The 26,432-nt window shown below is 57.4% G+C and carries 26 protein-coding genes; 13 read left to right on the top strand and 13 right to left on the bottom strand.

Annotation, left to right across the window (positions count from 1 at the left end):
* Positions 1-102 precede the first annotated feature (102 nt).
* Together ACESMK_RS12675 and ACESMK_RS12670 are read left to right on the top strand one after the other, a co-directional pair.
* Positions 103-1,041 (top strand): alpha/beta fold hydrolase, encoded by a 939-nt coding sequence (locus ACESMK_RS12675; protein ID WP_372999158.1) that lies wholly within the window; start codon positions 103-105, stop codon positions 1,039-1,041.
* A 109-nt stretch (positions 1,042-1,150) separates the two neighbouring features.
* The gene (locus ACESMK_RS12670; RefSeq protein ID WP_372999155.1) at positions 1,151-2,725 is read left to right on the top strand and encodes a cation:proton antiporter; all 1,575 of its coding nucleotides are present in this window, start codon (positions 1,151-1,153) and stop codon (positions 2,723-2,725) included.
* Positions 2,726-2,751: 26 nt separating this feature from the next.
* Here the strand turns inward: ACESMK_RS12670 and senA are convergent, their stop codons facing one another.
* Positions 2,752-4,119: a selenoneine synthase SenA gene (senA, locus tag ACESMK_RS12665; RefSeq protein WP_372999152.1), complete on the bottom strand. Its 1,368-nt coding sequence runs from the start codon at positions 4,117-4,119 to the stop codon at positions 2,752-2,754.
* A 69-nt stretch (positions 4,120-4,188) separates the two neighbouring features.
* Complete coding sequence (locus ACESMK_RS12660; RefSeq protein WP_372999149.1) at positions 4,189-6,009, bottom strand: SLC13 family permease; 1,821 nt, start codon at positions 6,007-6,009, stop codon at positions 4,189-4,191.
* A gap of 72 nt (positions 6,010-6,081) precedes the next feature.
* On the opposite strand from ACESMK_RS12660, the gene ACESMK_RS12655 reads away from it, so the two are divergent.
* Genes ACESMK_RS12655 through ACESMK_RS12645 form a run of 3 tightly spaced genes read left to right on the top strand, consistent with a single transcriptional unit; the run spans position 6,082 to position 8,771 of the window.
* Positions 6,082-6,300 (top strand): hypothetical protein, encoded by a 219-nt coding sequence (locus ACESMK_RS12655; protein WP_372999146.1) that lies wholly within the window; start codon positions 6,082-6,084, stop codon positions 6,298-6,300.
* On the top strand, positions 6,297-7,679 hold the full coding sequence (locus ACESMK_RS12650) for a sigma-54 dependent transcriptional regulator (protein WP_372999143.1): 1,383 nt from the start codon (positions 6,297-6,299) through the stop codon (positions 7,677-7,679). The genes ACESMK_RS12655 and ACESMK_RS12650 overlap by 4 nt, the downstream gene beginning before the upstream one ends.
* A gap of 12 nt (positions 7,680-7,691) precedes the next feature.
* Positions 7,692-8,771, top strand: a complete 1,080-nt coding sequence (locus ACESMK_RS12645) for a transporter (RefSeq protein WP_372999140.1) — start codon at positions 7,692-7,694, stop codon at positions 8,769-8,771.
* A gap of 17 nt (positions 8,772-8,788) precedes the next feature.
* Here the strand turns inward: ACESMK_RS12645 and ACESMK_RS12640 are convergent, their stop codons facing one another.
* Genes ACESMK_RS12640 through ACESMK_RS12625 form a run of 4 tightly spaced genes read right to left on the bottom strand, consistent with a single transcriptional unit; the run spans position 8,789 to position 11,581 of the window.
* Positions 8,789-9,280, bottom strand: coding sequence for a hypothetical protein (locus tag ACESMK_RS12640; protein WP_372999137.1), 492 nt, complete (start codon positions 9,278-9,280; stop codon positions 8,789-8,791).
* Positions 9,281-9,285: 5 nt separating this feature from the next.
* A complete protein-coding gene (locus tag ACESMK_RS12635) occupies positions 9,286-9,978 on the bottom strand; it encodes a C39 family peptidase (protein ID WP_372999134.1) in 693 nt (230 codons plus the stop codon).
* A 12-nt stretch (positions 9,979-9,990) separates the two neighbouring features.
* On the bottom strand, positions 9,991-10,341 hold the full coding sequence (locus ACESMK_RS12630; protein ID WP_372999131.1) for a hypothetical protein: 351 nt from the start codon (positions 10,339-10,341) through the stop codon (positions 9,991-9,993).
* Positions 10,342-10,396: 55 nt separating this feature from the next.
* Entirely contained in the window at positions 10,397-11,581 is a 1,185-nt protein-coding gene (locus ACESMK_RS12625) for a hypothetical protein (RefSeq protein WP_372999128.1), read from the bottom strand.
* 105 nt (positions 11,582-11,686) lie between these two features.
* Between ACESMK_RS12625 and ACESMK_RS12620 the strand changes: the two genes are divergently transcribed.
* Positions 11,687-11,914 (top strand): hypothetical protein, encoded by a 228-nt coding sequence (locus ACESMK_RS12620; protein ID WP_372999125.1) that lies wholly within the window; start codon positions 11,687-11,689, stop codon positions 11,912-11,914.
* A 42-nt stretch (positions 11,915-11,956) separates the two neighbouring features.
* On the opposite strand, the gene ACESMK_RS12615 is transcribed toward ACESMK_RS12620, so the two are convergent.
* Entirely contained in the window at positions 11,957-13,549 is a 1,593-nt protein-coding gene (locus tag ACESMK_RS12615; RefSeq protein WP_372999122.1) for an isocitrate lyase, read from the bottom strand.
* Positions 13,550-13,827: 278 nt separating this feature from the next.
* Between ACESMK_RS12615 and ACESMK_RS12610 the strand changes: the two genes are divergently transcribed.
* From ACESMK_RS12610 to ACESMK_RS12600, 3 genes are read left to right on the top strand one after another with little or no spacing between them, the layout of a single operon-like run.
* Complete coding sequence (locus tag ACESMK_RS12610; RefSeq protein WP_372999119.1) at positions 13,828-15,321, top strand: DUF1538 domain-containing protein; 1,494 nt, start codon at positions 13,828-13,830, stop codon at positions 15,319-15,321.
* Complete coding sequence (locus ACESMK_RS12605) at positions 15,318-15,668, top strand: transcriptional regulator (protein WP_372999116.1); 351 nt, start codon at positions 15,318-15,320, stop codon at positions 15,666-15,668. The genes ACESMK_RS12610 and ACESMK_RS12605 overlap by 4 nt, the downstream gene beginning before the upstream one ends.
* A 13-nt stretch (positions 15,669-15,681) precedes the next feature.
* Positions 15,682-16,071 carry a CBS domain-containing protein gene (locus ACESMK_RS12600; RefSeq protein ID WP_372999114.1) on the top strand — a complete coding sequence of 130 codons (390 nt, stop codon included), beginning with the start codon at positions 15,682-15,684 and terminating at the stop codon, positions 16,069-16,071.
* Between the two features lie 7 nt (positions 16,072-16,078).
* On the opposite strand, the gene ACESMK_RS12595 is transcribed toward ACESMK_RS12600, so the two are convergent.
* Positions 16,079-18,025 (bottom strand): CASTOR/POLLUX-related putative ion channel, encoded by a 1,947-nt coding sequence (locus tag ACESMK_RS12595; protein WP_372999111.1) that lies wholly within the window; start codon positions 18,023-18,025, stop codon positions 16,079-16,081.
* 69 nt (positions 18,026-18,094) lie between these two features.
* On the opposite strand from ACESMK_RS12595, the gene ACESMK_RS12590 reads away from it, so the two are divergent.
* Complete coding sequence (locus tag ACESMK_RS12590) at positions 18,095-19,327, top strand: hypothetical protein (protein ID WP_372999108.1); 1,233 nt, start codon at positions 18,095-18,097, stop codon at positions 19,325-19,327.
* On the opposite strand, the gene dauA is transcribed toward ACESMK_RS12590, so the two are convergent.
* Complete coding sequence (gene dauA / locus ACESMK_RS12585) at positions 19,320-21,068, bottom strand: C4-dicarboxylic acid transporter DauA (protein WP_372999105.1); 1,749 nt, start codon at positions 21,066-21,068, stop codon at positions 19,320-19,322. The two genes, ACESMK_RS12590 and dauA, sit on opposite strands and share 8 nt — an antisense overlap.
* A gap of 110 nt (positions 21,069-21,178) precedes the next feature.
* On the opposite strand from dauA, the gene ACESMK_RS12580 reads away from it, so the two are divergent.
* Together ACESMK_RS12580 and ACESMK_RS12575 are read left to right on the top strand one after the other, a co-directional pair.
* Positions 21,179-21,358, top strand: coding sequence for a CopG family transcriptional regulator (locus ACESMK_RS12580; RefSeq protein WP_372999103.1), 180 nt, complete (start codon positions 21,179-21,181; stop codon positions 21,356-21,358).
* 88 nt (positions 21,359-21,446) lie between these two features.
* Complete coding sequence (locus tag ACESMK_RS12575) at positions 21,447-22,391, top strand: ChaN family lipoprotein (RefSeq protein WP_372999100.1); 945 nt, start codon at positions 21,447-21,449, stop codon at positions 22,389-22,391.
* 9 nt (positions 22,392-22,400) lie between these two features.
* On the opposite strand, the gene ACESMK_RS12570 is transcribed toward ACESMK_RS12575, so the two are convergent.
* Entirely contained in the window at positions 22,401-22,934 is a 534-nt protein-coding gene (locus ACESMK_RS12570; protein WP_372999097.1) for a macro domain-containing protein, read from the bottom strand.
* Positions 22,935-23,051: 117 nt separating this feature from the next.
* Between ACESMK_RS12570 and ACESMK_RS12565 the strand changes: the two genes are divergently transcribed.
* Positions 23,052-23,762 (top strand): SIMPL domain-containing protein, encoded by a 711-nt coding sequence (locus tag ACESMK_RS12565; RefSeq protein WP_372999093.1) that lies wholly within the window; start codon positions 23,052-23,054, stop codon positions 23,760-23,762.
* 9 nt (positions 23,763-23,771) lie between these two features.
* On the opposite strand, the gene ACESMK_RS12560 is transcribed toward ACESMK_RS12565, so the two are convergent.
* From ACESMK_RS12560 to ACESMK_RS12550, 3 genes are read right to left on the bottom strand one after another with little or no spacing between them, the layout of a single operon-like run.
* Complete coding sequence (locus tag ACESMK_RS12560; RefSeq protein ID WP_372999091.1) at positions 23,772-24,839, bottom strand: beta-N-acetylglucosaminidase domain-containing protein; 1,068 nt, start codon at positions 24,837-24,839, stop codon at positions 23,772-23,774.
* Positions 24,836-25,534: a flagellar motor protein MotB gene (locus ACESMK_RS12555; RefSeq protein WP_372999088.1), complete on the bottom strand. Its 699-nt coding sequence runs from the start codon at positions 25,532-25,534 to the stop codon at positions 24,836-24,838. Before ACESMK_RS12555 ends, ACESMK_RS12560 begins: the two co-directional genes overlap by 4 nt.
* The gene (locus ACESMK_RS12550) at positions 25,527-26,363 is read right to left on the bottom strand and encodes a motility protein A (RefSeq protein WP_372999084.1); all 837 of its coding nucleotides are present in this window, start codon (positions 26,361-26,363) and stop codon (positions 25,527-25,529) included. Before ACESMK_RS12550 ends, ACESMK_RS12555 begins: the two co-directional genes overlap by 8 nt.
* Between the last annotated feature and the right edge of the window lie 69 nt (positions 26,364-26,432).

The raw sequence follows: 26,432 nt of genomic DNA, 5'->3' as shown, positions 1-26,432 counted from the left end.
CAGTACGCGAAAACGCAGCCCGGTCATTGACCGGGCTTTTTTATGGGGTAATGTAAACGCCTCGCAACGGATGCCGACAAGCCGACCGAAAGGAGCCCCCTGATGCAACGCCCGTTAACCCTGAATCTGCTTCTCGTACTGACTGTCTCGCTGCTTCTGAGCGCCTGCTCACGCCAGGGCATTTACGAGACGGCCATCGGGCTGGAACGCTCCTCTGCGGGCCTGGAGGCGAATACAGTGGCTGTCGGCAATCTGGACATTGCCTACCTGAGAAATCACCAGAGGGTTAATGGCGACACCATTGTGATGATCCATGGCTTCGGGGCCAACAAGGACAACTGGACCCGTCTGGCCGGCCACTTGACCGACGATTTCAATGTCTACGCGATCGACCTGCCCGGGCATGGTGACAGCAGCAAGCCGCTGGATATCGGCTATCGCCTGGAAGATCAGGCTGGCTACGTCGCGCGGATTCTTGATGCGCTTTCCGTTAACGATGCCCACATCATGGGCAACTCCATGGGTGGGGCAATTACCGCCCTGTATGCCGCCAACCATCCCGACAAAGTAAAATCGGCAGTACTGTTCGACCCTGCGGGCATTCTGGATTACGAGAGCGAACTGGTGGATCTGGTGATGGAGGGGGACAACCCCCTGATTCCAAAGAAGCGCGGTGACTTCGAACGACTCATGGAGTTTGCGCTTGAGAAAGAGCCCTTCGTACCCTGGCCGATCATGGGCGTAATGGAAGAGCGGGCCATTGCCAATCGGGAAGTCAACGAGGTCATTTTTGCAGCCATTCGTGATGCCGGGTTTGAGCAGGACTTCCGCGATGCCATCACCCGGATCCGGGCCCCGGTCCTGATCATCTGGGGCAAGGAAGACCGGGTGATCAACTACCGGAACGGTGAGGTATTCGCAGAAGCCATACCGGACGCCAGGCTGGAGCTGATGGAGGGCATTGGCCACGCGCCGATGGTGGAGGCCCCTGCTGAATCCGCAGAATTGTTCCGGAACTTTATCGGCCAGCCGGCTCGATGAGGCCGACGCCGCCAAAAGTTCCCCCATTCCACCTTCAGCGACTACAAGGGCACAGCAAAACAAGGTAGCCTAGCAACCACTGTGTTTTTGACGCCTGAATTGATACCCCATGCCTGAAGCGATCTGGATCACCTTTGCCTTCGGTCTTGGCCTGCTGGTCAAGCTTGTCGGCCTTCCCCCTCTTGTCGGCTACCTGGCTGCCGGCTTTGTGCTCAGTGGCATAGCCGAGGCAACCGGAGTTGTGATCGAGGAGACCGACGTTCTCCAGCACATTGCGCACCTGGGCGTGCTCCTGTTGCTGTTTACGGTAGGGTTGAAGCTGAAGCTGCGTTCTATCGTCAGCCCGGAGGTAATCGGCGGAAGTCTGCTGCATTTCGGGATTACCTGTGCCGTGTTTACACCGGGACTGTACCTGCTGATGGATATCGGATGGTCAACGGCGTTCATGCTGGCCATTGCCCTGTCCTTCTCAAGCACCGTGCTGGCAGCCAAGGTGCTCGAATCCAAGCGGGAACTGCGGGCGTTCCACGGTCGGGTCGCCATCGGCATCCTGATCATGCAGGATCTGATCGCGTTGGTCGTCATGAGCCTGGCGGCCGGGAAAACACCGTCCGAGTGGGCACTGATTGTTTTCGGGCTGCCCCTCCTTCGCCCTATCCTTTTCAAACTGCTGGACGCCAGTGGGCACGACGAGCTGCTGGTGCTGCTCGGGCTGCTGCTAGCGCTCGTTGTCGGCGGTCTTGGCTTTGAGGCTGTTGGCCTCAGCTCGGAGTTGGGCGCACTGGTTTTTGGTGCCATGCTGGCAAACCATCCCCGCTCCCAGGAACTCGCCAAATCCCTCTGGAGCGTGAAGGAAGTATTCCTTGTGGGATTTTTCCTGCAAATCGGAATCGGAGGTCTGCCGGACCAGGAAGCGATCATGTTTGCTGTAATCGCAGCACTGGTACTGCCCCTGAAAGGCATCCTGTTCTTCTTCCTGCTTATTCTATTCCGGCTGCGTTCGCGAAGCAGCTTCCTCTCGGCCCTGTCATTGACCAACTACAGCGAGTTCGGGTTGATTGTTGCCAGCGTGGCCTTGCCTGAATGGCTCGTGCCTCTGGCAATTACTGTGTCTCTGTCATTCGTTATATCCGCGCCATTGAACCGGTTTGCACACCCACTCTTCGAGCGCATAGGCCATCGACTGGGAAGATTTGAAAGTCACAAACGCCATCCCGACGAGCAACCGATCTCGCTGGGTAACACGCGCATTCTGGTCATGGGCATGGGCCGCACCGGAACCGCCGCTTACGACTGGCTGAAAGACTCCGACCAGCATCTGATGGGGCTGGACTCAGATCCCGCAAAAGTTGAGAAACACCAGAAAGAGGGTCGGAATGCGGTTTTCGCTGATGCCGAGGACACGACTTTCTGGGAGGGGCTGCACATGCCTTCCGTGGAGGCAGTCATTCTGGCGATGAGCGATATCGAGGGCAAATTGATTGCCGCACGAATGCTCAGAAAGCTGGGGTTCAAGGGCTATATTGTGGCGCACACGTTGTATGCCGATGAAGCAAAGCAAATCTGCGAAGCCGGTGCCGATGATACCTACCTGACCATGAGCGAAACCGGTGTTGCCCTGGCCAGCCACCTACTGGACAAAAAGCCGGCCAGGCCATCCCTGATTAGCGGGAAATCCGACTAGTCTGGCCTGCAGCCGCAGCGAACAGGCTAGTCCTCTTCCAGTGCACACGTCCGGAACCCCGTATACACATCATTGCGAAGGGGCAAATAGGCCTGCCGATAGGTACCCCGGATCAGGCAGGATGATGTTGCACAACCGCCACCCTTGGTGACCTTGTGATCACCGAACTGAAGGGTCGACATGAACGGGTACATATCCACCTTGAAACCGTCGTAAGGCAGGAACTGATCGCAGGTCCACTCCCAGACCGTGCCGGTCATCTGGCGGCAGCCAAAGGGGCTGTCACCATCGGGAAAATCAAATACCGGATTCTGGGCCATGGCGCGCCCGTTCAGATCAGCCAGACGCTCATCCGGTGTCGAGTTGCCCCAGGGAAAGTGCCGGAATGGCTCGCCCGGTCGATTGCCAAGGGCTGCCACTTCCCATTCATACTCCGTCGGCAGACGACGCCCTGCCCAGCGGCACCAGGCCTCCGCCTCCCAGAAAGTCACATGGGTGACTGGTGCATCCGGGTTCAGGGGCTGCCAGCGATCAAACAGACGCTCCTGCCACTGGTCATCGTGCCAGCGCCAGTACAACGGATGACGGGGCGCCCGAAACATGGGCTCGTCACTGCCATGAACCAGGGCCACATCGGTTTCGGTCTGCAGCCACTTCTGCCCACCAAAAGACCAGAGCTCGGGTCGTCGGTAGCCACCGTCTTCGACGAACTCCATGAACTGGCGATTGCTGACCAGGCATTTCGAAATGGCGAACGACTCCAGCTTCACGGTAAACCGTGGCTTTTCATTATCAAAGCCAAAGTCTTCACGGGCATAACGTTCTGACTCACCCGGCATTCCGATCAGCCACTCCCCTGCCGGAACTACCGCGTCTCCCCCATGTGGATCGCCCGGTGCCGGCCGGTAAAGATCGGTGCCCGTCGGTGCCGGGTAGCCGACAGTCTGGCGGCACCAGATCATCGACTCGATGTGCATGTTCTGGTGGTAGATCGCGTAGCGGTACAGGTAACGGGCCTGGTCGGTCAAAGGCTCTTTTTCGATCCGTTCAGCAACGCGATCATAGATAAGCTTGAAGTACTCGAGGGTTTTCTGTCGCCCGGGAAACAGCTCCCGGTTCCAGCGATCCCGGTGCTCGATATGGAACGAGTCCCAGAGATCGTCCATGGAAGGATCATGGCTGGGCGTGCCATCCAGCAGGTTGAACACGAACACCTCGTAGAAAAAGGCAGCGTGGCCCATCTCCCACAAGGGTGGATTAACGCCCGGATGATAGGGAACGTCCAGCGCCGACTCCGGAAGAGAACAGACAAGAGTTTCGGTACGCTTCCGCGTCCATTCAAGCTGATCCAGCAGTTCCTCCTTTGCCTGATCGATGTGCTCAATCGCTGTCATCTCGTCAACCACTCATCGTCATACCGGTACATCAGCATACCAGAGAGTTCAGAACCGGGTTAAACGGACTCATGCCCAGACCATCAGAATGACAGGGACGGCCACCAGCGTTACCAGCACAGACAGTGGCAAACCGAGTCTCCAGTAATCACCGAACCGGTAGCCACCGGGCTCCATAACCAGTGCATTGGACTGGTGACCCACGGGCGTCAGGAAGGCACAGGACGCACCTACCGCCACTGCCATCAGCATGGCGTCGGAGGCTATGTCCAACTGACCTGAAAGGCTCAGGGCAATGGGCGCCACAAGTATGGCTGCCGCTGCGTTGTTTACCACATTCGACAGTAACATCGTGCCCATCAGAACCATCGTAATGACCATCCAGGAATCACCGCCGGAGCCGAGCATCAGCATCCAGGAAGCCATCAGCTCTGCACCACCGGTGGTTTCGAGAGCCTGCCCCACCGGAATCATGGCCGCCAGCAGAACGATGATGGGCCAATCGATGGCCCTGTAGGCTTCCTGGTTGCTGAGAACACCGCCAAGAACCATGGCGACTGCGCAGGAAACCAGAGCGACCGGCGGCGACAGCCAGCCCAGAACGATCAGAGTGATGGCAGCCACGAACAGACCACCCGCCAACAGCCCGTTTCGTTCCCGCCCGAACCGGAGCCCTCGCTCCGCCAGCGGAAGACAACCCAGGCTCTGTAGCGTGGCACCCAGCCCGTCCTCCTGCCCCTGGACCAGGAGGATGTCACCGGTCTGGAAGCGAATGTCGCCAAGGCGGCGTTTCAGCCGTTGCCCCTGGCGGGCAACGGCAACAATATTGAGACCGTTCTGTTCGCGGAGATTGAGCCGATTGGCGGTTTTTCCGATTAGACCTGAATCCGGCGTAATCACGGCTTCAATCAACCGCACGTCACCTTCGGACAGCGATTTCTCTGACCGGGCATCCGCCTCTTCCACATCGTTATCGCTTTCCGGTTCGTCCTTTGGCGCAGCGTCAACGTTCGCCAACTCCAGACCCGTGCTGTCCAGGAATTCTTGCAACGCGTCGGTATCCGCCTCCACCAGCAGGAGATCCCCGCCCCGGAGAACCGAAAATGTCGATGGTGCCAACGACCGCTTGTCGTTCCTGATCAGGGCAAGCACCACCACATCCTGTTCCGCGTCGGCGCTTGTCAGCAGGCCATGAAGGGTTGCGCCAACGTGCGAGGAGTCGTCCGGAACCCGAAGCTCGGTGACATAATCCCCGACACTGAACAACTTGCCGCCATCATCGGGCTTGCCTCGCCTCGGGGTCAGACGCCATCCGAGCAGCGAGATAAAGGCGATGCCTACCAGAGTAATTGCAAGGCCCACCGGTGCAAAATCGAACATGCCGAAGGAACCGGCTTCCCGGTAACTGGCGATGATGATGTTCGGGGGCGTACCGATGAGCGTTATGGTTCCTCCCAACAGGGAACCAAACGCCAGGGGCATCAGAAGCAGGGAGGGCGAACGCGCCGCTTCCCGGGACATCCAGACAGCAACCGGCATTAAAAGAGCAAGCGCTCCGACGTTGTTGATAAAGCCCGAGCACACGGCCACAACGGCGGTCAACATCAATACCTGCAGGGTCGGCCGGTGTCCGACCCTGCCCAGCAAGCGGGCCAACCGGTCAACCACACCGCCGTTGACCAGCCCCTGACTGATCACCAGAACCGCAGCCACAGTCACGACCGCCGGGTGGCCAAAGCCATCAAATAGTTGATCCGCCGGCACGATCCCGGCGATGGCGACGGCGAGAAGCGCCAGCAGGGCGACCAGATCGAACCGGATTCGATTCCAGACGAACAGCACCAGGGCCATTCCCAGTATGGAAAAAACAATAGCCTGACTGGCGCTCACAGTACCTCCATTCCTTTGGCACTTGCCCCTTGGTTTACGAGCAGTGTCGGCAAACTTTACAGGACACTCAGGATGACAGACCCCGTCGGCCCTAACCTTTTGAAAGGTCGACGAGTGTATAAACTGGCACACAACCTGAATGTGCGCCAGCAGGAGTTTTTTTACCTGTTTCCCCCAAGCCGTTTGCGGTCACAGGGCAGTGATCGGATCGAGCAGTTCCGGTATTACCAGCATTTACTGAACGTCCAGCAGTTCGTTTTCCGGGCACATTCTCCGGGAGAGTCGCCATGAAGGAAAAACGACCGCTCGTTTGGTTGTCAGCGGTGTACCCGAGTTTCGCTGCCAGCGAGCCTTTGCTCAGGGACTGGCAGATTGTGCATGCTGCAATCTCCGGCCGGCCCTACAACGAATCGAAGACCGGCGGAAGTCCCGAGGGGCGAGTTGGCGTTTTCGATCTTGGCGCCCTGCCCGATGATCAATTGGTGCACGTACCCGACTGGCTCAATGCAATGCCTGTACAGCACTGGGTCGCCACGCTTGAGCCCCACCAGATTCACGACCCGGACATTTGTGATCTGGTCAATCGCTACTGCAGGGATTATCACACACTCCCCCTCGACATGGACCGGTTGAACGCCATTCTGGGCCACCTCTGGGGCATGTCTGAACTGCAATCCCGAACATCCCCCAAAAACCCGGGGTGTTACCATAACTTTGCCCTGGAAGGCGAATCGCGGGCTATTCAGCAGGTCCGGACCCTGTTGCAGAAATTCGCCCGCACCGATGAGCCGGTCATCGTCTATGGCGAGAATGGCACCGGTAAAGAGGCAGCCGCCAGATACATTCACCACCAATCTACCCGAAAAAACAAACCCCTGGTCGTCGTGAACTGTGCAGCCCTGCCCCGCTCCCTCACACAGAATGAGCTCTTTGGCCATGAGAAAGGCGCTTTCACACATGCACTGAATACCCATAAAGGCAGAATTGAAGCGGCCAACGGAGGAACCCTTTTGCTGATCGGTGTTGACGAACTGTGCCTGGAACAGCAATCCGCCATTCTGCGTTTCCTCCAGGAGGGCGTGATTGAGCGCCTGGGTGCCAATCACGCCATCAGCGTTGACGTCAGACTCATCGCCACGAGCACCCTCCCCCTGGAAGACCTGGTACAGACCGGCGCCTTCCGGAGTGATGTGTTCTACCGGCTTGGAAGCCTGCGGGTGCTTTTGCCTCCACTCAGGGACCGGAAGGAAGACATTCCCATACTGGCCAACCGGATACTCTCGACCACGCCGTCGATCAACAGAGCCCGCCAACTCAGCGACAACACGGTTATCTGTCTTGCCGAGCACCCCTGGCCAGGCAACCTGAGGGAGTTGCAGAACCGGTTACGCCAGGCCCTGCTTTTGGGCGAGGGACGTCTGATCGAAGCAGAGGATATGGGGTTTGCAGTGGCGCCCTCTGATCGTCCGGAGCGGAACACCGAGCTGTCTCTCGACGCTTTCCGTTCCCGGGCGGATCGCCAGGCCATCTCAGTCAGCCTTGCCCTTGCCCACAACAACGTCTCCGCCGCCGCAAGGCTGCTGAGAATTTCCCGGGTTTCGCTCTACAGGCTCATGGAAAAACACCGGCTTCCACATGGCACCTCAGCCCGGTCGCCGAAGAACAACTGAAGGAGATTCCCCATGAATAAAACGCCATTCTGGATCATCCCTTTGATTTCCCTGGCTCATCCGGTTGCTGGCAACGCCGCCCAGGCCGACAGGGACTCCACGCCGGTACCAACCACCACGGAAATCCGGACAGCACCAGAAGACGGCCACGATCCGGCAACCGACGTCGCCTCGATCACTGCGGACCGCGGTATTGTGACCCGACCCGGCCGGTTTACGATCGAACCGTCGTTTTCCCATGCCCACAGCAACTCAACCGCAGTGGCGATAGAAGGCTACACCGTGATACCAGCGTTGCTGATCGGACTGATCAACATTTCCGAGATCCAGCGCGATATTTTCGTCGGTGCCATGTCACTCAAGTACGGCTTTACCAGCAAGTTTGAAGCGGCGGTCCGCGTGCCCTACCTGAGCATCAATGAGGATCTGAGAGAGCGTGATGTTTTCCAGGGCACACCGGTGGATACACTGCGTGAATCCTCTGGAGAGGGTCTCGGTGATGTTGAGCTTTCAGCTCGCTATCAGTTAACCGATGGCCTGGGAGGCTGGCCTTACGTGATCGGGGCATTGCGGGTAAGAGCGCCAACCGGCGAGGGCCCCTACGACGTTGACCAGAGGGTCATTGAGGATAATCAGGGCAACCCGATCGGCATCGAGCTGGAAAGTCGGCCCACCGGGTCGGGTTTCTGGGCTTTCGAACCCGGACTCTCGTTCATCTACCCGACCGACCCGGCCGTACTGTTCGGTAACCTGAGTTATGTCTGGACCCTCAAAGAAGAGCAAGGCTTCGAAAACGGAGGCACGGTGGATCCCGGCGACATCGTGCGTTTTGGCTTCGGGATGGGATTCGCCTTTAACGAACGCACGTCGTTCAGCCTGGGCTATGATCACTCCGTCATCCGGAAAACCACATTCGAGAGGAACATTGATCTTTTTGAATCCAACTTCGACCGTATTCAGATCGGGTCACTGTCGTTCGGTTTGTCCCAGCGCCTGTCACAGGCCACATCCCTGAGTCTGACGGTGAGCATTGGCGTGACTGAAAACGCGCCCAACAGCGAGATTACCCTCAAACTTCCGATCAGTCTCTAGGAAGGTAACAGGGATCTTCAGCGGCCAAGCAACTGGATCAATTGATCACTGAATCGGGCCGGGAACTGATGCCCGGCACCCAGATTATTCAGCTCGATATTCAGCTGATGCATATTCTGTATCACGGTGCTATCAAGGCTATTCTGAACCACCGTCATCCAGCCGTTGGGACCTGCCATATTGCTCGCGACCCGCGCGCCGCCGTGCCGATTAGCACTGATAACCTCGAGCACGGTTTCCATCTGGTGGTCCAGCAAACGGTCATTGACGGGCTGGTTAAGGTTGGGAATGGTCAATCGATTGATCACCAGGGTATCGCCGTTAATGCCAACGACCTGTTCCAGGCCAATACTGATCTCCAGGTTATCCATCAGGAAGCCGCCACGGTACTCCGAAAGCTCCCGGTCACTGATGGGGTCAACCCCGGGATTCAGTTCAGCCCTGGCAGCCAGCGACAGGGTCGCGCAGGTGACAATCAGCATTGCGACAGCAGGCATCCTGCCCTTCATGACCATCACCATTCCCTCGTCGAGGGCCAGTAAGGCAGAGTGTGCCCGAGGGATGGTCCCCCCAGGCCCTTCTGCAAAGGCGCCCGGGCCACCTGAGGCCAACGCCCGTCGTCAAGAAAGTGATCGCGCCCCCGATCAAGATGGCTGCGGATAACAAAGGCAGTGCCATCCCAGTACTCGCTGAATTCTGAGTAAGAATAGATCTTCAGCCCCCGGGCGGGATCGCCTATCAACACCTCGTTCTCACTGATGCCCTTGATCAACACGAAATGACGGAAGCCCTCAATGCTCAGCAGCACAATCATCGGCAGGCGAACCTGCTCCCTGAGACGGTCCAATGGCATACGGAATCCGTCGGCCTGGTATCCTCTGGCCTCAAGGTAGCGCTTCATATCCAGCATGGAGAAGCCATGCCGGCGCACCTTCTCTTCGTCTGCCAACGCCAGCATTTCAATGAAAACATCGTGCTCGGTGACCTCATCTTTGTAATGAAAGGACAATAACGAGGCTACCGCTGCGGAGCCGCAACTGAAGTCGTACTGCTGACGCAGGACACTGTCGAAGCGACGGCTTTCGAAACTGTTCACCGAGAGACGAAAATCTCCGCCAATACCCGGCACCATGACCGAACCGGCGAATGCGGTGGACCATAACAGCCCGGCACTCGCGCAAACAGCGACAAGAACCTTCCCGTTCATGGCCCACCTCCCTCAGTGATTGATCAGTATATTGATCTGGGTACTGTCCTGAATGACCACCTGGTTGCCCGTGTTCTGGATAACCGTGGCAACTCCGCTCATGTTGCCGAATGCGTTGTCGGAAATGCTGTTATCGCCTGTGACAACGGTTCCGGACAGCAGGTTATCGGAGACATTCGCATTCTGCTGGTTATTGTTGATCTGCCATTGCATCGGGAGTCCCTGGCGACCACTTGAATCAGCCAGCTGATCTTCCGACAGAGACTTGGCATCCATCCACTCCTCGGCCGAAACAAATCCCGCTGCGGTGAACAATAACGCCAGCAAGGCAGCCCTCAGTTTCCATCTGATGACATAACCCATGGCCGTTCTCCCGGAATAACCGGGCCGCACCGGTTAAGGCGCGGCCCGGATTCCTTTACTCGGTGCCACCAGTGGACAGGTTGGACATTACACTGACATTCGCCTGTGTAACGCTGCCATTGCCTGCATTCTGGGCAAAGGCGCCAACACCGGTGAAGTTCGCAGAGCCACCAGAGATCTCGTTCTGATTGCGAACCTCGGTGTAGGAGCTTTCACCATTGGCGCTGCCATAGGTAATTGCAGTACCTGATACGCTGCCGTCCAGATCAGCGTTGTTCAGGAACACATCCAGATCCAGGGCCAATGAGTTATCGGAGCTGTCGTTGCCACTGTCGGAGATAGTGGTGTTCCCGCTGTCGGCAACGTTGGTTGAGTTGTCGGAGCTGTCGTTGCCACTATCGGAAACGGTGGTATTCCCGCTGTCCGCTACATTGGTGGAATTGTCGGAATTGTCGTTTCCGCTATCCGCCACGTTGGTGGAGTTATCGGAACTGTCATTCCCGCTGTCTGCCACGTTGGTGGAATTGTCGGAGTTGTCATTTCCGCTATCCGCAACAGCGGTATTGCCGCTGTCTGCCACATTGGTGGAATTATCGGAGTTGTCGTTTCCGCTATCCGCAACAGCGGTATTCCCGCTGTCTGCCACGTTGGTGGAATTGTCGGAGTTGTCGTTTCCGCTATCCGCGACGTTGGTGGAATTATCGGAACTGTCGTTCGCGCTGTCGGCTACATTTGTGGAGTTGTCCGAACTGTCATTTGCGCTGTCGGCTACATTCGTGGAGTTGTCCGAACTGTCGTTCGCGCTGTCAGCCACATTTGTGGAGTTGTCGGAATTGTCGTTCCCACTGTCCGCAACATTGGTTGAGTTATCGGAGCTATCCGTGGAATTGTCGTTACCACTGTCGGCAATCTTGAACGAATCAGCCACATCGGTGCTGCTGTCGGAATTGTCGTTCCCACTGTCCGCAACATTGGTTGAGTTATCGGAGCTATCCGTGGAGTTGTCGTTTCCACTGTCCGCGATCTTGAACGAATCAGCCACGTCGGTGCTGTTGTCCGAGCTGTCAGAAGAGTTGTCATTACCGGAATCTGTATTGCCGGACTGGTCATTGTTGGCAGTGGAGGTGTTGTCCGCGTTGGTATTCGGATCTCCGTCGCCTCCCTGGTCCGCATAGGCAAAACCGGAAACGCCCAGACTCATTGCGATGGCAGCTGCTAGCAGTGTTTTCTTGGTATTCATGATGTCATTTCCTTTGAAGTTATTGGCTTTTAAGGGATCCGACCCAACCCGCTAGCCTTCGGGTAAGCCAAGGTCCAGACCCGCCAGAACAATGGAGCGATTCCCGTGCCAGAATTAGGAATCCGACATCAACCTATTGTTTTAATTGACCTTCTTAAATTTGCCAAGGAAAAAGCCAAGTTACACAGCGGGAAAACTGTTTCAGCAATGAAACAGGGAGGGAAAAAGAAAAATACGAAACAGAGCTTTTATGCCGCAATTTCAGACAGATACATCAAATACACAGTGTCAGAAAAAACGAAACCCCGCACGAGGCGGGGTTTCATGGCTTGAAGCGAGCACAAACGCCCGCTTCCGCAACATCTGAACGCTCGATTAGCCGAACTGGTTCATGGTGTTGTCTTTACCACCGGCTTTCAGAGCCGCTTCACCAGCGAAGAATTCCTTGTGGTCGTCACCAATGTTGGAACCAGCCATATCCTGGTGCTTAACAGTGGCGATACCCTGACGGATTTCCTTGCGCTGTACACCGGCAACGTAGGCCAGCATACCTTCGTCACCGAAGTAGCCTTTGGCCAGGTTGTCGGTAGACAGGGCCGCAGTGTGGTACGTCGGCAGGGTGATCAGGTGATGGAAGATACCTGCTTCGCGTGAACCGTCGCGCTGGAAGTTACGGCACCACTCGTCAGCCAGCTGACCCAGCTCGGTGTTGTCGTACTCTTCGCTCATCAGCTTGGCGCGGTCGTAAGCAGATACGTCCTTGCCCTCTTCCTGCCATGCGTCGAATACCTGCTGACGGAAGTTCAGGGTCCAGTTGAAGGACGGGCTGTTGTTGTATACCAGCTTGGCGTCGGGCACCACTTCCTTGATGCGGTTAACCATGGCCGCGATCTGACCAACGTGCGGCTTCTCGGTTTCGATCCACAGCAGGTCGGCACCGTTCTGCAGGCTGGTGATGCAGTCCAGAACAACACGGTCTTCGCCAGTGCCCGGCTTGAACTGGAACAGACCAGAAGCCAGACGCTTGGGACGTACCAGCTGACCGTTCTGCTTGATCACAACGTCGCCGTTGTTGATGTCTTCAGCCTTCTCGATCACTTCGCCATCAATGAAGCTGTTGTACTGGTCGCCCAGATCGCCCGGCTCGTTGGTCACGGCGATCTTCTGGGTCAGGCCAGCGCCCAGGGAGTCGGTACGGGCAACGATAACACCGTCGTCCACACCCAGCTCCAGGAACGCCAGACGAACGGCGTTGATCTTGGACAGGAAGTCGGCGTGAGGAACGGTAACCTTGCCGTCCTGGTGACCACACTGCTTCTCGTCAGACACCTGGTTCTCGATCTGGATGCAGCAGGCACCGGCTTCGATCATCTGCTTGGCCAGCAGGTAGGTCGCTTCGGCGTTACCGAAACCAGCGTCGATGTCAGCAATGATCGGCACAACGTGGGTTTCGTGGTTGTCGATCTGCTTGATCAGTTCTTCAGCCTTGGCGTTGTCGCCGGCTTTCTCGGCTTCTTCCAGGGCACGGAAAAGGTGGTTCAGTTCCCAGGCATCCGCCTGACGCAGGAAGGTGTACAGCTCTTCGATCAGGCCGGATACAGCAGTCTTCTCGTGCATGGACTGGTCAGGCAGAGGGCCGAACTCGGAACGCAGGGCAGCAACCATCCAGCCAGACAGGTACAGGTAACGACGCTTGGTGGTACCGAAGTGCTTCTTGATGGACAGCATTTTCTGCTGACCAATGAAACCGTGCCAGCAGCCCAGGGACTGGGTGTACTGGGAAGTGTCCTTGTCGTAGTTCGCCATGTCTTCGCGCATGATCTTGGCGGTGTACTTGGCGATATCCAGACCAGTTTTGAACTTGTTCTGGGCGCGCATGCGAGCGGCGTGCTTCGGGTTGATGGCGTTCCAGGTCGGGTGCTGCTTCAACAGGGAAGCAATCTGGTCAACGTCTTGTGCGTAGGGCATGGTCTCAATCCTTTCTACGTTGGTTTTCTAAGTCGATGCGGAGAAGCGTACAGCAACTTCCGAAGCCAACAACCTGCTCACTTTTTGAGCGAAGCGCTGACGTTGACGGTTACTTTAGTGGTTTCAAATTTATAATTGAAATTTATATGATCTATTTTCAGCATTTTTTTGATGAATACCAAAGGAGGCCGGCATTTGAGTTGGATCAACGCGGGAATCGTAGCTATTGTTACTGTGAGCAAGGATCGCTTCCCACCAGAATCCATAAGGCGTGAATAGTGTTCTACCTGCGAGCTTTCAGTCATTCCCTTCTGCACGCCCTGAAGAATCTGCTTCCGATCGTCGCTGTCGTGGTCTTCTTTCAGCTCGTCATTCTCCAGCAAATGCCGGAGAACACCTTGGCGATGGCCGTCGGGTTGCTGATCGTGGCTGTGGGCGTTGCCCTTTTTCTGCAGGGTCTCGAACTCAGCATTTTTCCGGTCGGCAAGAGTCTCTCCAATCAGTTTGCCCGTCGAGGATCTGTGCCCGTACTGCTTTCGTTCGGCTTCGCCATGGGCTTTTCGGCGGTGGTCGCGGAGCCCGCGCTGATTGCGGTTGCCCAGCAAGCCGAGGAAATCAGCGAGGGCAAAATCAAGGCCCTGACGCTCAGAATCCTGGTGGCCGTCTCTGTCGGGCTGGTGGTCGCCCTCGGCGTGTTCAGAACCATCTTCGGTTACCCGCTGCACTGGTTCATGATCATCGGCTATATCCTGGTGGTGATCATCACCTGGTTCGCCCCGCCGGAGATCGTCGGCCTCGCTTACGATTCTGGCGGCGTAACCACCAACATTGTCACGGTGCCCCTGATTGCGGCGCTCGGCATAGGTCTGGCGGCTTCCATTCGGGGCCGGAATCCTTTGCTGGATGGCTTCGGACTGGTTGCTCTCGCCGTGATGGTCCCCATGATCACCGTTCAGCTGTACGGGATTTTCGTGTATTCCGGTGGAGCGGCAGATCCTGTATTGGTAACGACCCTGCCCCCGAGTGAAACAGCCAATCAATCCTCGTTTGTATTGGGCATGTTTCTTGATCTGGCCGAAATGATCCGGGACGTGCTCCCCATTATTATCACCATACTCTTCTTCCAATACCTGATTCTGCGACGCGGATTGACCAACCCCCGCCAAATCCTTTTCGGGTTTGCATTGGTTGTCCTGGGACTTTATGCCTTTGTAGTCGGCCTGAAACTCGGCCTGTTCCCGATTGGCACCAGTATGGCCCGGCAGTTGATGAGCATGGAGGGATTCGTATTTGTCTACCTGTTTGCCTTCATGATCGGCTTTGCCACCACCATGGCGGAACCTGCGCTGATCGCGATCGGGCATCAGGCGGAACAGGCGGCCGCCGGCACCATCAACGGCAACGCCATCAGGATCATAGTGGCAGTGGGAGTCGCTGTGGGGATAACCCTTGGCGTTCACCGGATTATCAGTGGCGATTCAATTCACCATTACATCATTGGCGGCTATATTCTGGTGATTATGCTGACCGCGCTGGCCCCCAGGTACATCATACCCCTGGCGTACGACCTTGGCGGCGTAACCACTTCAGAAGTTACCGTGCCGTTGGTAACGGCCCTGGGTATTGGCCTGGCCAGCAGCATTGACGGCCGTAACGTGCTGATCGACGGTTTCGGCCTGATTGCCTTCGCCTCCATCTTTCCGATTGTGACGGTGATGAGCTACGCCATCATTGTTGAAATGCTTGCAAAGCAGAGGAAAACAGACTCATGAAATTTTCGGTACTGGTTGCAATCGTTCCCGAGGATCAGGAGCAGGACTGCGTTGATGCCGCAAGAGATCTTGGCGCCGGAGGCATTACCGTGCTTTCCGGTCGCGGCATCAGTAATACCGCAAAAAAAACGTTCTTCGGGCTGACCTACGACGGTAGCCAGAGCGTTTTGCTGATGGTTCTGGAAAAGGGGCTGTCACTCGAGATTCTGAAAGCCATCCAGACGATTCTCATGCCAGACCATAACGATTCAAAAGGACTTGTATTCACGCTTCCCCTGGAACACCTCGGAGGGATCGATATGTCACAGGTCGCGAAATTCGAACAACATCTGAAAGATTCACTGTAACCGGAGAACAGCCATGAAACTGGTCAAAGATGTGATGGTGCGTGACGTAATTACCATCTCTCCGTTTGCCAGCATCCGTGAGGCGCTATCACAGATGAAGCAGCACTCTTTAAAGTCGTTGGTGGTGGAAAAGACAAGCGAGCACGATGCCTGGGGTTTGATCACCTATACCAATGTGTTGAAAACCGTCATCGCCGAAGATGGCGACATCGACCTTCTGAACGTTTATGACGCCTGCGCCAAGCCCGTAATCAGCGTTGGCGAAAACCTGAACGTCCGGCATGCCGCCAGCCTGATGAGCAAGTACCGGGTAAAGCGTCTTCTGGTGTTGGCCGACAATGATCTTAAAGGGTTCGTGGTCATGGACGACATCATGGCGGCCCTGCTCGATAGCATCGACTGATGGTGAGTCAGGTCAGGCATAGCACCACCAGCCGGTCACCCGGCTGCAACTCCAGATAGTCTTTCCGGGGCGGATTCAGCTGCAGGTGGCGTCCGCGCTCATCCGCCTTACAACGAAAAACGCCCAGGGCCAGCTCACCTTCGGCCGCCACGGCCTTTTCCAGAACCTGGAAGGTCGCACTGGCGGGCAATGGGTAATCCGCGGGGTCCCGGAACTGGATCTCGGCACCGCCGACGGTGAACAACTCATCCAGTACCACCCGGAGCTCCCGCCTGAGGGCCACCTGGGCCAGTACATGACTGAGGATCATGGGACTGATCAGTATTTCACTCTGTTGGCCGTACAACAGGTGCCGGTTATCCGGGTCGCTCAGTTCCATAATCAGTTGGGGCCGCGCTGTAGCCTCGGCCAGGATGTCTTCCAGCAAAAGATAACCCACCATGGCCCGGGCATCGGCTTCTTCTCCAGACGCCAGTCGGTCGCTGCTCAGCAGGATCACGGTGTCATAGCCCGCCGGCACAATCCGGCGCAGCTCACCTTCCACCATGTAATCCGCCTCGATATGCCGACAGGTCAGGCGCTCGGCATTCTCCACGTACTGGGCAATGGCCTGTTCCCGCTCGGTTCTCGGAACCACTGAGACCAGGTCTACTTCAAAATGACGGTGTCCGTAGCTCAGGAATTCCGCGATCAGGCTGGGTACCCGCCGGTTCCAGCCCAACACCAGAACCCGGTGGTTCACCTGGTCGGCAGGCCGGTCGACGCGCACCGCTTGCCCTCTCTCCAATTCCGGCAAGGGTGCCTTTTTGGGGTCCGGCTCCGTCTCGGAGTAGTCCCGAGCCATGATGACCACCCGATCCGCAGGATCAATTCGCGAGTCTGAAGGCGCCAGCAACTGGACGTCCCAGCCTGCATCGCGATGCTTCAACAGGCCCAGCACGATAACGTCCGGCCGAGCGGCGGCCAGTGCGCCAAGCGTCATACCGCCCAGCGATTCTCCGCCCCGGATATAGATTTCGTTTCCCTCACCGGCGGTGAGCAATTCGTTGAATACTTCCGACAGCCCGGGATGAAGAATGTTCTGAACCATCAGCCGACTGATAGTGGCATCGCCAGCCACGACCTCGACCGCCCCGGGATAGGCTCTTTCAACCACCGGGAGTTTGCGAACATCTTGAATTTCAGCCACCACGAACGGCAAAGGAGCCTGCAGGTGTCTGGCTTGAGCGGCGATGGAAAGAAGCGCTTTAACGGTTTCCACATCCGACGTTACCAGGCTACCTGCTTCATGGGCTGCACTCGGGACGATAACCGCAGCTGCGTCCAGGCAGGCCACTCTGTGTAAAGCGTCCGGCTGAATGGCCGAGCCAGATCGCAGAATGATCTGGCGGGCTCGGCGCCCGATCCCCGGCTCACTCCTCAGTTCGTGAACCTGGGCCGCGGAGGCGTCCTCCGACAGCACCACCAGGTTGAGCCTCTGGGCATCATGCTTTTCCAGAAACCGTCGCATCCGGCCGCTGGACCCGAGCAACTCGGAGAGCAATGGCAGAGTCTGGCTGGTCCAGCCCAACACCACCACATGGTTTTTGAGAGTCACCGGCGTGAGGCCCCGCTCAAGGTCAGCCATTTTGGCAATAAGCCATCGGGTCAGGATGGCGACCAGGGTACCCATGAACACCACATACCCCAGAACCGTCAGCAGGGTTGAGACAATTCGTTGCCAGGTGCCAACGTCGTCGCCGAGGTAACCCGGGTCGGTCAGCCGGAGAAACGCCCACCAGATTGCTGTGCCCGGTTCCTCGAAGTCGCCGCCCTGGGGAACGACCAGCAATCCGCCAACCATGGAAATCAGCGCAATGAAGATGCCCACGACAAGAAGCTGAAAACCTGCTCCTTTCACAAGTTGACGTTCTACAATGAATTTTACGCGGTCAATAAGCCGAAAAGGCAGCATGGGTTTCCTTGTGAAATATCCGATCTGTCAGCCATAGGTTAAAGCATAGATTGTGAAAGGAATTGTGGAATGAAAAGAATTGGTCTGCCCACAGGAATACCCGCATTCCTTATCGCGGTAATCGCACCCCTTTTCCCGGCACCAACTATACAGGCCGCTGACTTCCATCTGCCACAACCCTGGCAGCAGGAGGCTGTCGTAGAGGGGCGGGCTGAAATTTACAATTCCGAACGGTTCCTGAATGAGCTGAGCTTTCGCCACCAACACCCTCCCGGCCCCACACAACAGGGAATCCGGGGAACGGCCGGCAGCGCAAGAAGCAAGCGGTTGTTCATGGATTTTCGCTTTTACCGGGACTTTGCGTTTGACAATGAGCATCAGGGATTCCTGCTGGACATACAACGCAGCGAGGATCTTGACGGGGCGTTTGATCGTCAGCTGGTTGGATTCCGCCATACACTGAACAACACCGATCTGCGCATTCACGGTGACGTCTTTCACGACAAATCCCTGTCAGACATTTACCTGGCCGCCCGGCATCGCTTCTCAGGGGGAGACTGGCTGGAAGCTGCATGGATATTGCCGGATGCCTACTTCAACAGCAAAACCGAGACCAACGACGAGTTCGCGACCAAACCCCAGAGCCTGTTTCTTCAATGGCACAGGGGTAGACGGGAAGCATCCCGTGATGGGGGTTCAACGCTGTCGTTAAACGTGTCGCCCGAATCAGAACTGGTCAGCCGCAGTGCGGGGCTATCCGTCAGGAGCAGATCGGTGAAAGCTGCCCTTACACAGTCATTTCTTTTCCAGCAAGCGGAAGTGACACTGAGTGGAAAGGGGGAATACGTTCGTCGTACCTACCAGCTCGAGGAAGGCGGTAGTCCGGAGTTTACCCGAGACCATTTTCAGTTGATGGCGGAAGTCGCACCTCCAGGGCTACGGCTCTCTCCCAGATTGGGTGTTTCGGGACTATACCTGGATGAAACAGGCTATTTCGGGAGGTCCATCAACAACACCGGGACCGTTCGCAGGCGTGAAGCCAACATTTTCGGTTCGGTCTCTTTCCAGTTAACACCTCGGACGGACCTTGCCCCTGAACTGTTTCTGGGCACTGCAAATGTCCGCCAGAAACTGGAAGGCGAACCGCAGGAAAATCATACCGGATTCATCGGCAAAGTGGCTTTTCCGGTAAACATTCTTCTTTCGGCGACGGACAACGCCATGCTGACGATCAACCCGACTTTCTATCTTCACAAAAGCAATTTCGGCGGAGGAAACGTCCAACTCCACTGGCCTATGTAGAGCACGGAGCGTCGCGGCCCTGGTCGGCTACCAGGGCAAGCGCATGGGCCAGTGAGGGGCAGAACATGCTGACACCCGGCACAGGCTCTACACCGGCGCGCGCCAGGGTTCTCAACGGCTGAAACTGGAGATCGGCAATAACAATCTGCGTGCCATCCTGTTGGCAGGTAGCAATCAGCTTGTTCAGGGCAGACAGCCCCCCGGCATCCAGGATGGTAACGCTGTCCATGTACAGGATGAACCCACGCGCGTTCCGGGACATTGCTGCCAGCTCTCCGAAAATCCGGTCAGCGGCGGCGAAGAACAGAGGCCCGTTGATCTTGAACACCTGCCAGCCATCGGGCAGGCGGGCGTCAGCAAGCCGTTTGCTCCGGGTAATATCCGTAACCCTGGTCATCTGCGCCATCTCCCGCATGAACAGGACCGCTGCCAGCAAAACCCCGGTGGTGATCGCGATCACCATGTCCAGCAACACCGTGAGCGAAAAGCAGGTGAGAAACACCAGGATATCGCTGCGCGGCGCTGTTTTCAGAAGGTGCAGAGACTTGGGCGCCTCGCTCATATTCCAGGCCACCATAACCAGCAGAGCCGCCATGACGGGCATGGGCAGGTACGCCAGCAGACCCGCCAGCGAAACCAGCGCCAGCAGCACCACCAGAGAGTGAACCATTGCGGAGACCGGCGATTCGGCACCGGCCCGGTAATTGGCTGCCGAGCGCGCAATGGCTGCGGTGGCGGTAATGCCGCCGAAAAACGGCGTAAGGATGTTGCCAAGGCCCTGCCCCATCAATTCGCTATTGGCGCTATGACGCTTGCCGGTCATGCCGTCGAGCACTACGGCACACAGAAGGGACTCGATGGCGCCCAGCATGGCGATGGCAAAGGCTGCGGGCAGCAGGTCCCGGACCAGCGACCAGGACAGCCCGATGGGCTCACCCGACGCCCCTGCCTGCTGCCAGGGCCAGGCAAATTCGGGCAAAAAAGGCGGAATACCGGCACCGACCGAACCATCCGGTAACAGGTAGCTGAACCTTGAACCAATGGTTTCGATGGCAGCGCCCTGGGCATTCAACCAGAGTGCCAGGAGACTTCCGATCACCACGGCTGGCAGGTGTGGTGGCACCGGCGTTTTAAGCCTGGGCCAGACTAACATTACGGCAAGGGTGACGCCGGCCACCAGCGTGCTCATGTCATCAAACTCCGGTAGCGCAGCCGCCAGCACCGCCAGCTTGTCCCAGTAATGCTCAGGCATATCGCCAACCGGAAGGCCCAGGAAGTCCCGGACCTGCAACGTGGCAATCACCACTGCAATGCCCCCGGTGAACCCCAGGGTTACAGACTCTGGAATGTATTCAATAAAACGGCCCAACCGCATCAGGGCCATGACAATCAGCAAGACACCGGACATCAGAGTAGCCAGCAATAAACCGCCCAGGCCATAGTTCTGGGCAATGGGGTACAGAATGACGACGAAGGCGGCGGTGGGGCCCGAGATACTGAACCGGCTGCCGCCAGTCAATGCAATCACGAATCCGGCAATAATCGCGGTGTAGAGCCCGTATTGCGGCGCAACACCACTGGCAATCGCCAGGGCCATGGCCAGGGGGATGGCGATAATACCCACCGTCACCCCGGCCATCAGGTCGCGCAGGAAACGGCGCCCCCGGTATGGCTCATCAATACAGGCTTCCCGGAATGCGTGGGCCAGTCGGAGTGAGAACAGGTGGGCTCGGTGTGGCATGGAGTGCTCGTTAATTGCAACTTGTACCGTTCAATTATATGCTCACTGAATCTACATTCAATGTTAATCTGATTAACATCAAAGAAATCACCAGAGGTAAAGAAAAGCCCATGGAAAACCGCACTGCCCGTCTGACGCTTCTGATCGACCCGGAGAAAAAAGCCGCCTTCGAGGAACTCTGCAAGCAAGAGGATGTGACGCCCTCCCAGAAAGTGCGCCAGTTCATTCGGGAATACGTGGAAGAACGATTGGGGCCCGACTGGCGCGAAGATCGCAGAAAAAGATCCTGACAGCGCCCGAAACGTAAGGACTACCATGAAATTTGTCGCGCCAGCCCTGCTATTTGCTTCCCTGTTAACTCTGAATGGATGCACTTCCATGCCATCAGCAACCGCCACGGGCGCCCCGATTTCGGCACCCGAAACACAATACGATGCCCGGATAACAGACCCCAACAGCAAGACCCTTCTCTCTCCGACACAGCTGGCGCAACGGCTGGCCAATACCGATGTGGTGGTTGTGGGGGAATACCATGGGCACCACGGCTCGCATCTTTTGCAGTCCGGGCTTCAGACCGCACTGCATAGCCTGCGTCCGGAGCAGATACTTTCCATGGAACAATTCAACCTCGACCGTCAGGACGAGCTGAACCGTTATCTGGAGGGAAAAACCGGCGAAACCGAAATGATCGAAGATGCCGGGGCCTGGGACAACTACCGGGCCTCCTACCGCCCCCTGGTGGAATTTGCGCGCCGGCAGAATCTTCCGGTGATCGCTGCCAATGCGCCGGCCGATGTGGTCCGCTGTGTCGGCCGTAAAGGCCCGGAGTTCCTCAACCGAATTTCCGATACCCTGAAACAGAAATTACCGTCTGACCCCTTCATGGACACCCCTGCCTACCGCAAGAAGTTCATGGCTGCCATCGGTGCCAGCCATCAGGCCGACAACGCCATGAGCGAGCGGATGGAGAACACCTACAAGGCGCAGTTGCTCCGGGACAACACCATGGCCACCCGGATTCTCCAGGCCCGGGCAGAGCATCCGGAGCATCAGGTGCTGCACCTGACCGGCACGTTTCACAGTGAGGATGGTCTGGGCACCGTGGCTCTGCTGAAGCAACGGGCACCAGAACTTTCTGTTGCCGTGATCAGTCCGGCATTCTGGCCGTCAGACGACAGCCATCCAGCCCTGGACCAGAATCGATCGAAAGGCGACTTCATCTACTTTATTCAGCCCTTGCCTGAGGAATTCCGGGATGCCGACCGGGAGCGCGAAGCCATGCAGGCCCGTTTTCGCCGATCAACGGACAAGACCTGCGACTGAAAGGCGCCGCTACCGGCCCGACAGTCCCGGGTCCCGCTTGAGGGCGTCCTCAAACACCGAAAGATCCTGATCGCTGAACAGGACAAACCGGACAAGGCGAACAGAGTTGAGGTTGTCGAGAGTGTCGGCCACCGCCTTCATGGCCACGGCAGCGGCGTCCCTCAGCGGGTATCCGAACACGCCCGTGGAGATGGCAGGAAAAGCAATGGACGACAGTCCGCTCCGGTCAGCAAGCAACAGTGCGTTCCGGAAACAGTCTGAAAGCAAACGGTCCGAAGGCTCATCAACCCCGTAAACCGGCCCGAGGCAATGGATGACATGCTGATTCGGCAGATTGTGGCCCGAGCTGATCACGGCCTCGCCGGGCCCGATGGGTGCCAGCGCCCGACATTCCTCAGCCAGTCCCGGACCGGCTGCGCTATGGATGGCGCCCGCCACACCACTGCCAGGCAGCAGCTGAGCATTGGCGGCATTCACGATTACATCCATATCCTGTTGTGCTGCAATGTTGCCTTGGACACACTCAACTTTCACAGCCATCATGATTCCTCCCTTTTCGCTTGAGGCGTGAAGCGCTAATCTTGACCGTGATCTTCAGGATAACAGCCAGGGACCGGATTCTCTCCGGACCTTTCCGGTAATGTCATACAGGGACACGTGATGAAACTTCTTGCCTCGCTGATTCTCGGCATCAGCGCCATCATTTCCGCCACTTTGATCGGTAACGGTCTGACCGATCTGCGCACCGGCGACCGCTACGTAACTGTCAAGGGTGTGGCTGAACGGGAGGTGGACGCAGACCTCGCCCTGTGGCCCATCCGGTTTGTTGCCACCGGGGCCTCACTGAAAGAGGCCCAGGACAAGGCAAGAAGTAGTCGCGACGCAATCATGGCGTTCCTGAAACTGCAGGCCATTGACCAGGACACCGTCGAGCTCCAGCGTCTGGATGTTACGGATACCCGGGCCAACCCCTACCAGGCCAATAATGGCGAACAGAAATTCATCATCAGCCAGACTCTGATGGTTCGCAGCAACGATATCGAGCGAATCCGACAGGCCGCCCAGGGGGTCAGTGAGCTGGTGGACTCGGGGGTGGTGTTATCCTCGGACTACGGCCCATCCGGGCCTACTTACGTGTTTAACGGGCTCAACGACATCAAGCCAGAGATGATTGCCGAGGCCACCGCATCAGCACGGGAAGCTGCTGCCCAGTTCGCTCAGGATGCCAATGCGAAGCTCGGAGGGCTCCGCCGTGCCAATCAGGGCGTCTTCCAGATCCTCGCCCGGGATCAGGCGCCTGGCATTATGGAAGGGCAGCAACCGGTGAAAACCGTTCGGGTGGTCTCGACCGTCGAATATTACCTCCGGTAGCCCGCCCGCCTACTGCGTGGCCACCATCTCATCCGTCACCTGATACTCACCTGCCAGCCAGCGCAGTATCTCGTTGGCTGCGGGATGGTCAAAGGCATCGTAGGTATGCTGAAGACTCTGCCGCTTTTCATCACTGATCCGGCCCAGACCAGCGTCCTGAAGCACCAACAAATCCGCATGCAGCTGGGCTGCCAGTTCCCTGCCCAGCACCTCCCGGGCCACATGGCGGAACGCCTGACCGTATTGGTAGGAGGGGCCGAGCCGATAGGATTCCGCCAGCGTAATGGCCGGGATCGCTGTCAGAGTCGGTTGCAGGGCGGGGTTAATGCCATGGCCGGCCAGGTGTGCGGCATTGGCTGCAGGCCTTCCGGTGAACGCGCGCAGATGCAGGTGTTGCGACATCCGGTCGCCGTCGTTGACCGGATAGTTGTCCCAGAGCACCGGCTTGCGACCGAGCAGATCCCCGATCCGCTTCAGATGACCGGGAGAGACTTCCCGGGAACACACCTCCTCCCCGGTCCAGAATATAGTGATGGAGTGGTCCAGCTTGCGCCCAAGAGTCTCGAGATAATCCGCCGGGCGCTCACCGAACACACGGTCCAGGACCGGATCGTCAGAATAGTAGCTGGGGCAGACGCTCAGATGCTTGATGGCCGTGCGCTCACGAATCCAGTGCACAATCTCCACCTGGGTATTGGCAAGATCCGGTGTATCGGCTTGCATGTCATCAAACAGAATCGCCAGTTCATCAATACCGATTCGTTCCAGCAGGGCAAGCTTGTCTGCCAGTGCTGCGCGAGCATCGTCGTCAAAGCGGTTGAACACCTCGAACGGGCTCAGCCCCACCCCGAAACGCACCCCCTCATGCCGGCAGAAGCGCGCAAATTCCGCAAGCTCCGAGGCCACTGCCGGTGGATGGGGTTGCTGCCATTTTCGGCGCAGGAAGACGTCGGCCTTGGGGGCATAGAGATAAAACCCGTAACCATGGGGGGCCAGGATGCGGACCAGGTGCCTGCGTTCCTGCCATGTCCACATGGGGCCATAGAATCCTTCAATAATTCCCAATGGTGTTGTCATGGCTCTTCCCCACCGCCCTTGCTTTCCGAGGTAATAAGGATCAGCTCCACGCGCCTGTTCCGGGCACGCCCCTGGCTGGTTTCATTGCTCTCCAATGGCCGAGTCCCGGCAAAACCGACGGCTGAGAGCCGCTCCGGCGATACGCCTCTGGTAATAAAATAGCGCACAACAGTGGCCGCGCGCGCCGAGGACAGCTCCCAGTTCGAAGGATATTTCGGCGTGTTTATTGGCACGGCATCAGTATGGCCGGTTACCTTGATTCTGTAATCTGTGCTCTCGAGAACGGGCAACAACTGCTGGAGAGCATCGAACCCTGCCGGCGACAGCATGCCTTCACCCGATTCGAACAGTATGTCATTACCGATCCGGAAGCTGACACTGCCAGCATGGCGGATTACCTCAATGTCGCTCCCAAGGCCATCCAACGCAAGTGGCCCCAGTGTATCGTCTCCGTTTTCCACGATGGCTGGTTCCGGCGGCTTTAATGCAGACGGCATGTCGCCATGGAGTTTCCCGGATACCGTTTCCGAAAGCTCCCGGTTAATCGCCGGCGGCCCGGCGAACGCCAGCATTACCACAAACATCACCAGCAAAAGGGTGATCACATCCAGGTAGGTAATCAGCCAGCCTTCCTGTTCGGAACTGTCTTCCACGGGCACGTGCCAACGGAAGGTACGCTCGCGAGAGTCAGCCATCGCGCACCGACGCCTTTGTCGCAGCTGGCCGACGAGCCGCACTGGCACTGACTGTTCCCGCCTCGTGGATTTCGTCCTCGAAGCTCATGACAAACGATTTCAGAGTCTCACGCATCAGCGAGGGGCTACGCTTGCGGTACATCATGGAAATGCCCTGCATCACCATATTCATCACAATCAGCCGTTGTTCAGTCCGGCGCTCCAGTTTGACGGCTACGGGCTTGAACAGCAGATTCGCCAGTAGAATGCCGTAGAAGGTGGTCATCAGGGCGACGGCCATCTGCATGCCAATCACCTGCATGTCACCATCACCCAGTACAAACATCAGGTTGATCAGCCCCACCAGGGTACCGATCATGCCGAATGCCGGGGCAAATCCGGCCATTACCCTGAACAACTGGGCTTCTGCATGTTCCCGGGCCTTCAGGCGGGCAATACGCCACTGCATGAAATCCAGGATATCTTCCTCGGGCGTCATGTCGATCACCATCTGAACGCCCACCCGGAGAAAGGGGTTGCGGACATTGCCGAGTTCCCGCTCGACCGCCGGCAGATTACCCTCAATCCAGAGCCGGGAGATCCGGACCAGCTCTTCAATGTCATCCTGGGTGTAGAGCTTTTCGTTCCGGAGCACCGTGCCGAACAGCCGGAACACCCTGAGCACTTCTTTCAGGGGGTAGCTGATGAACGTGGCCGCCAGGGTACCGCCCAGAACAATGGCCAGGCCTGGCAGATTGATAAAGAGCCAGGGATCTGTTGCCGACCAGAACAGGACACCAGCCAGTACCGCCAGGCCCGTGATCATGCCAATCAGGGTTGATGGATTCATCGAACGCTCCGGATTCGTATTGTCTGCGAGGCAGAGTAGCTCAATGACTCCGCGGGAGGGAAGGCGGCA

Origin of the sequence: Marinobacter sp. (assembly GCF_041687235.1) — a bacterium.
In the GTDB taxonomy this organism is placed as follows: domain Bacteria; phylum Pseudomonadota; class Gammaproteobacteria; order Pseudomonadales; family Oleiphilaceae; genus Marinobacter.
The sequence above is the reverse complement of the archived record's forward strand: the minus strand, read 5'-3'. Positions and strand labels throughout refer to the sequence as shown.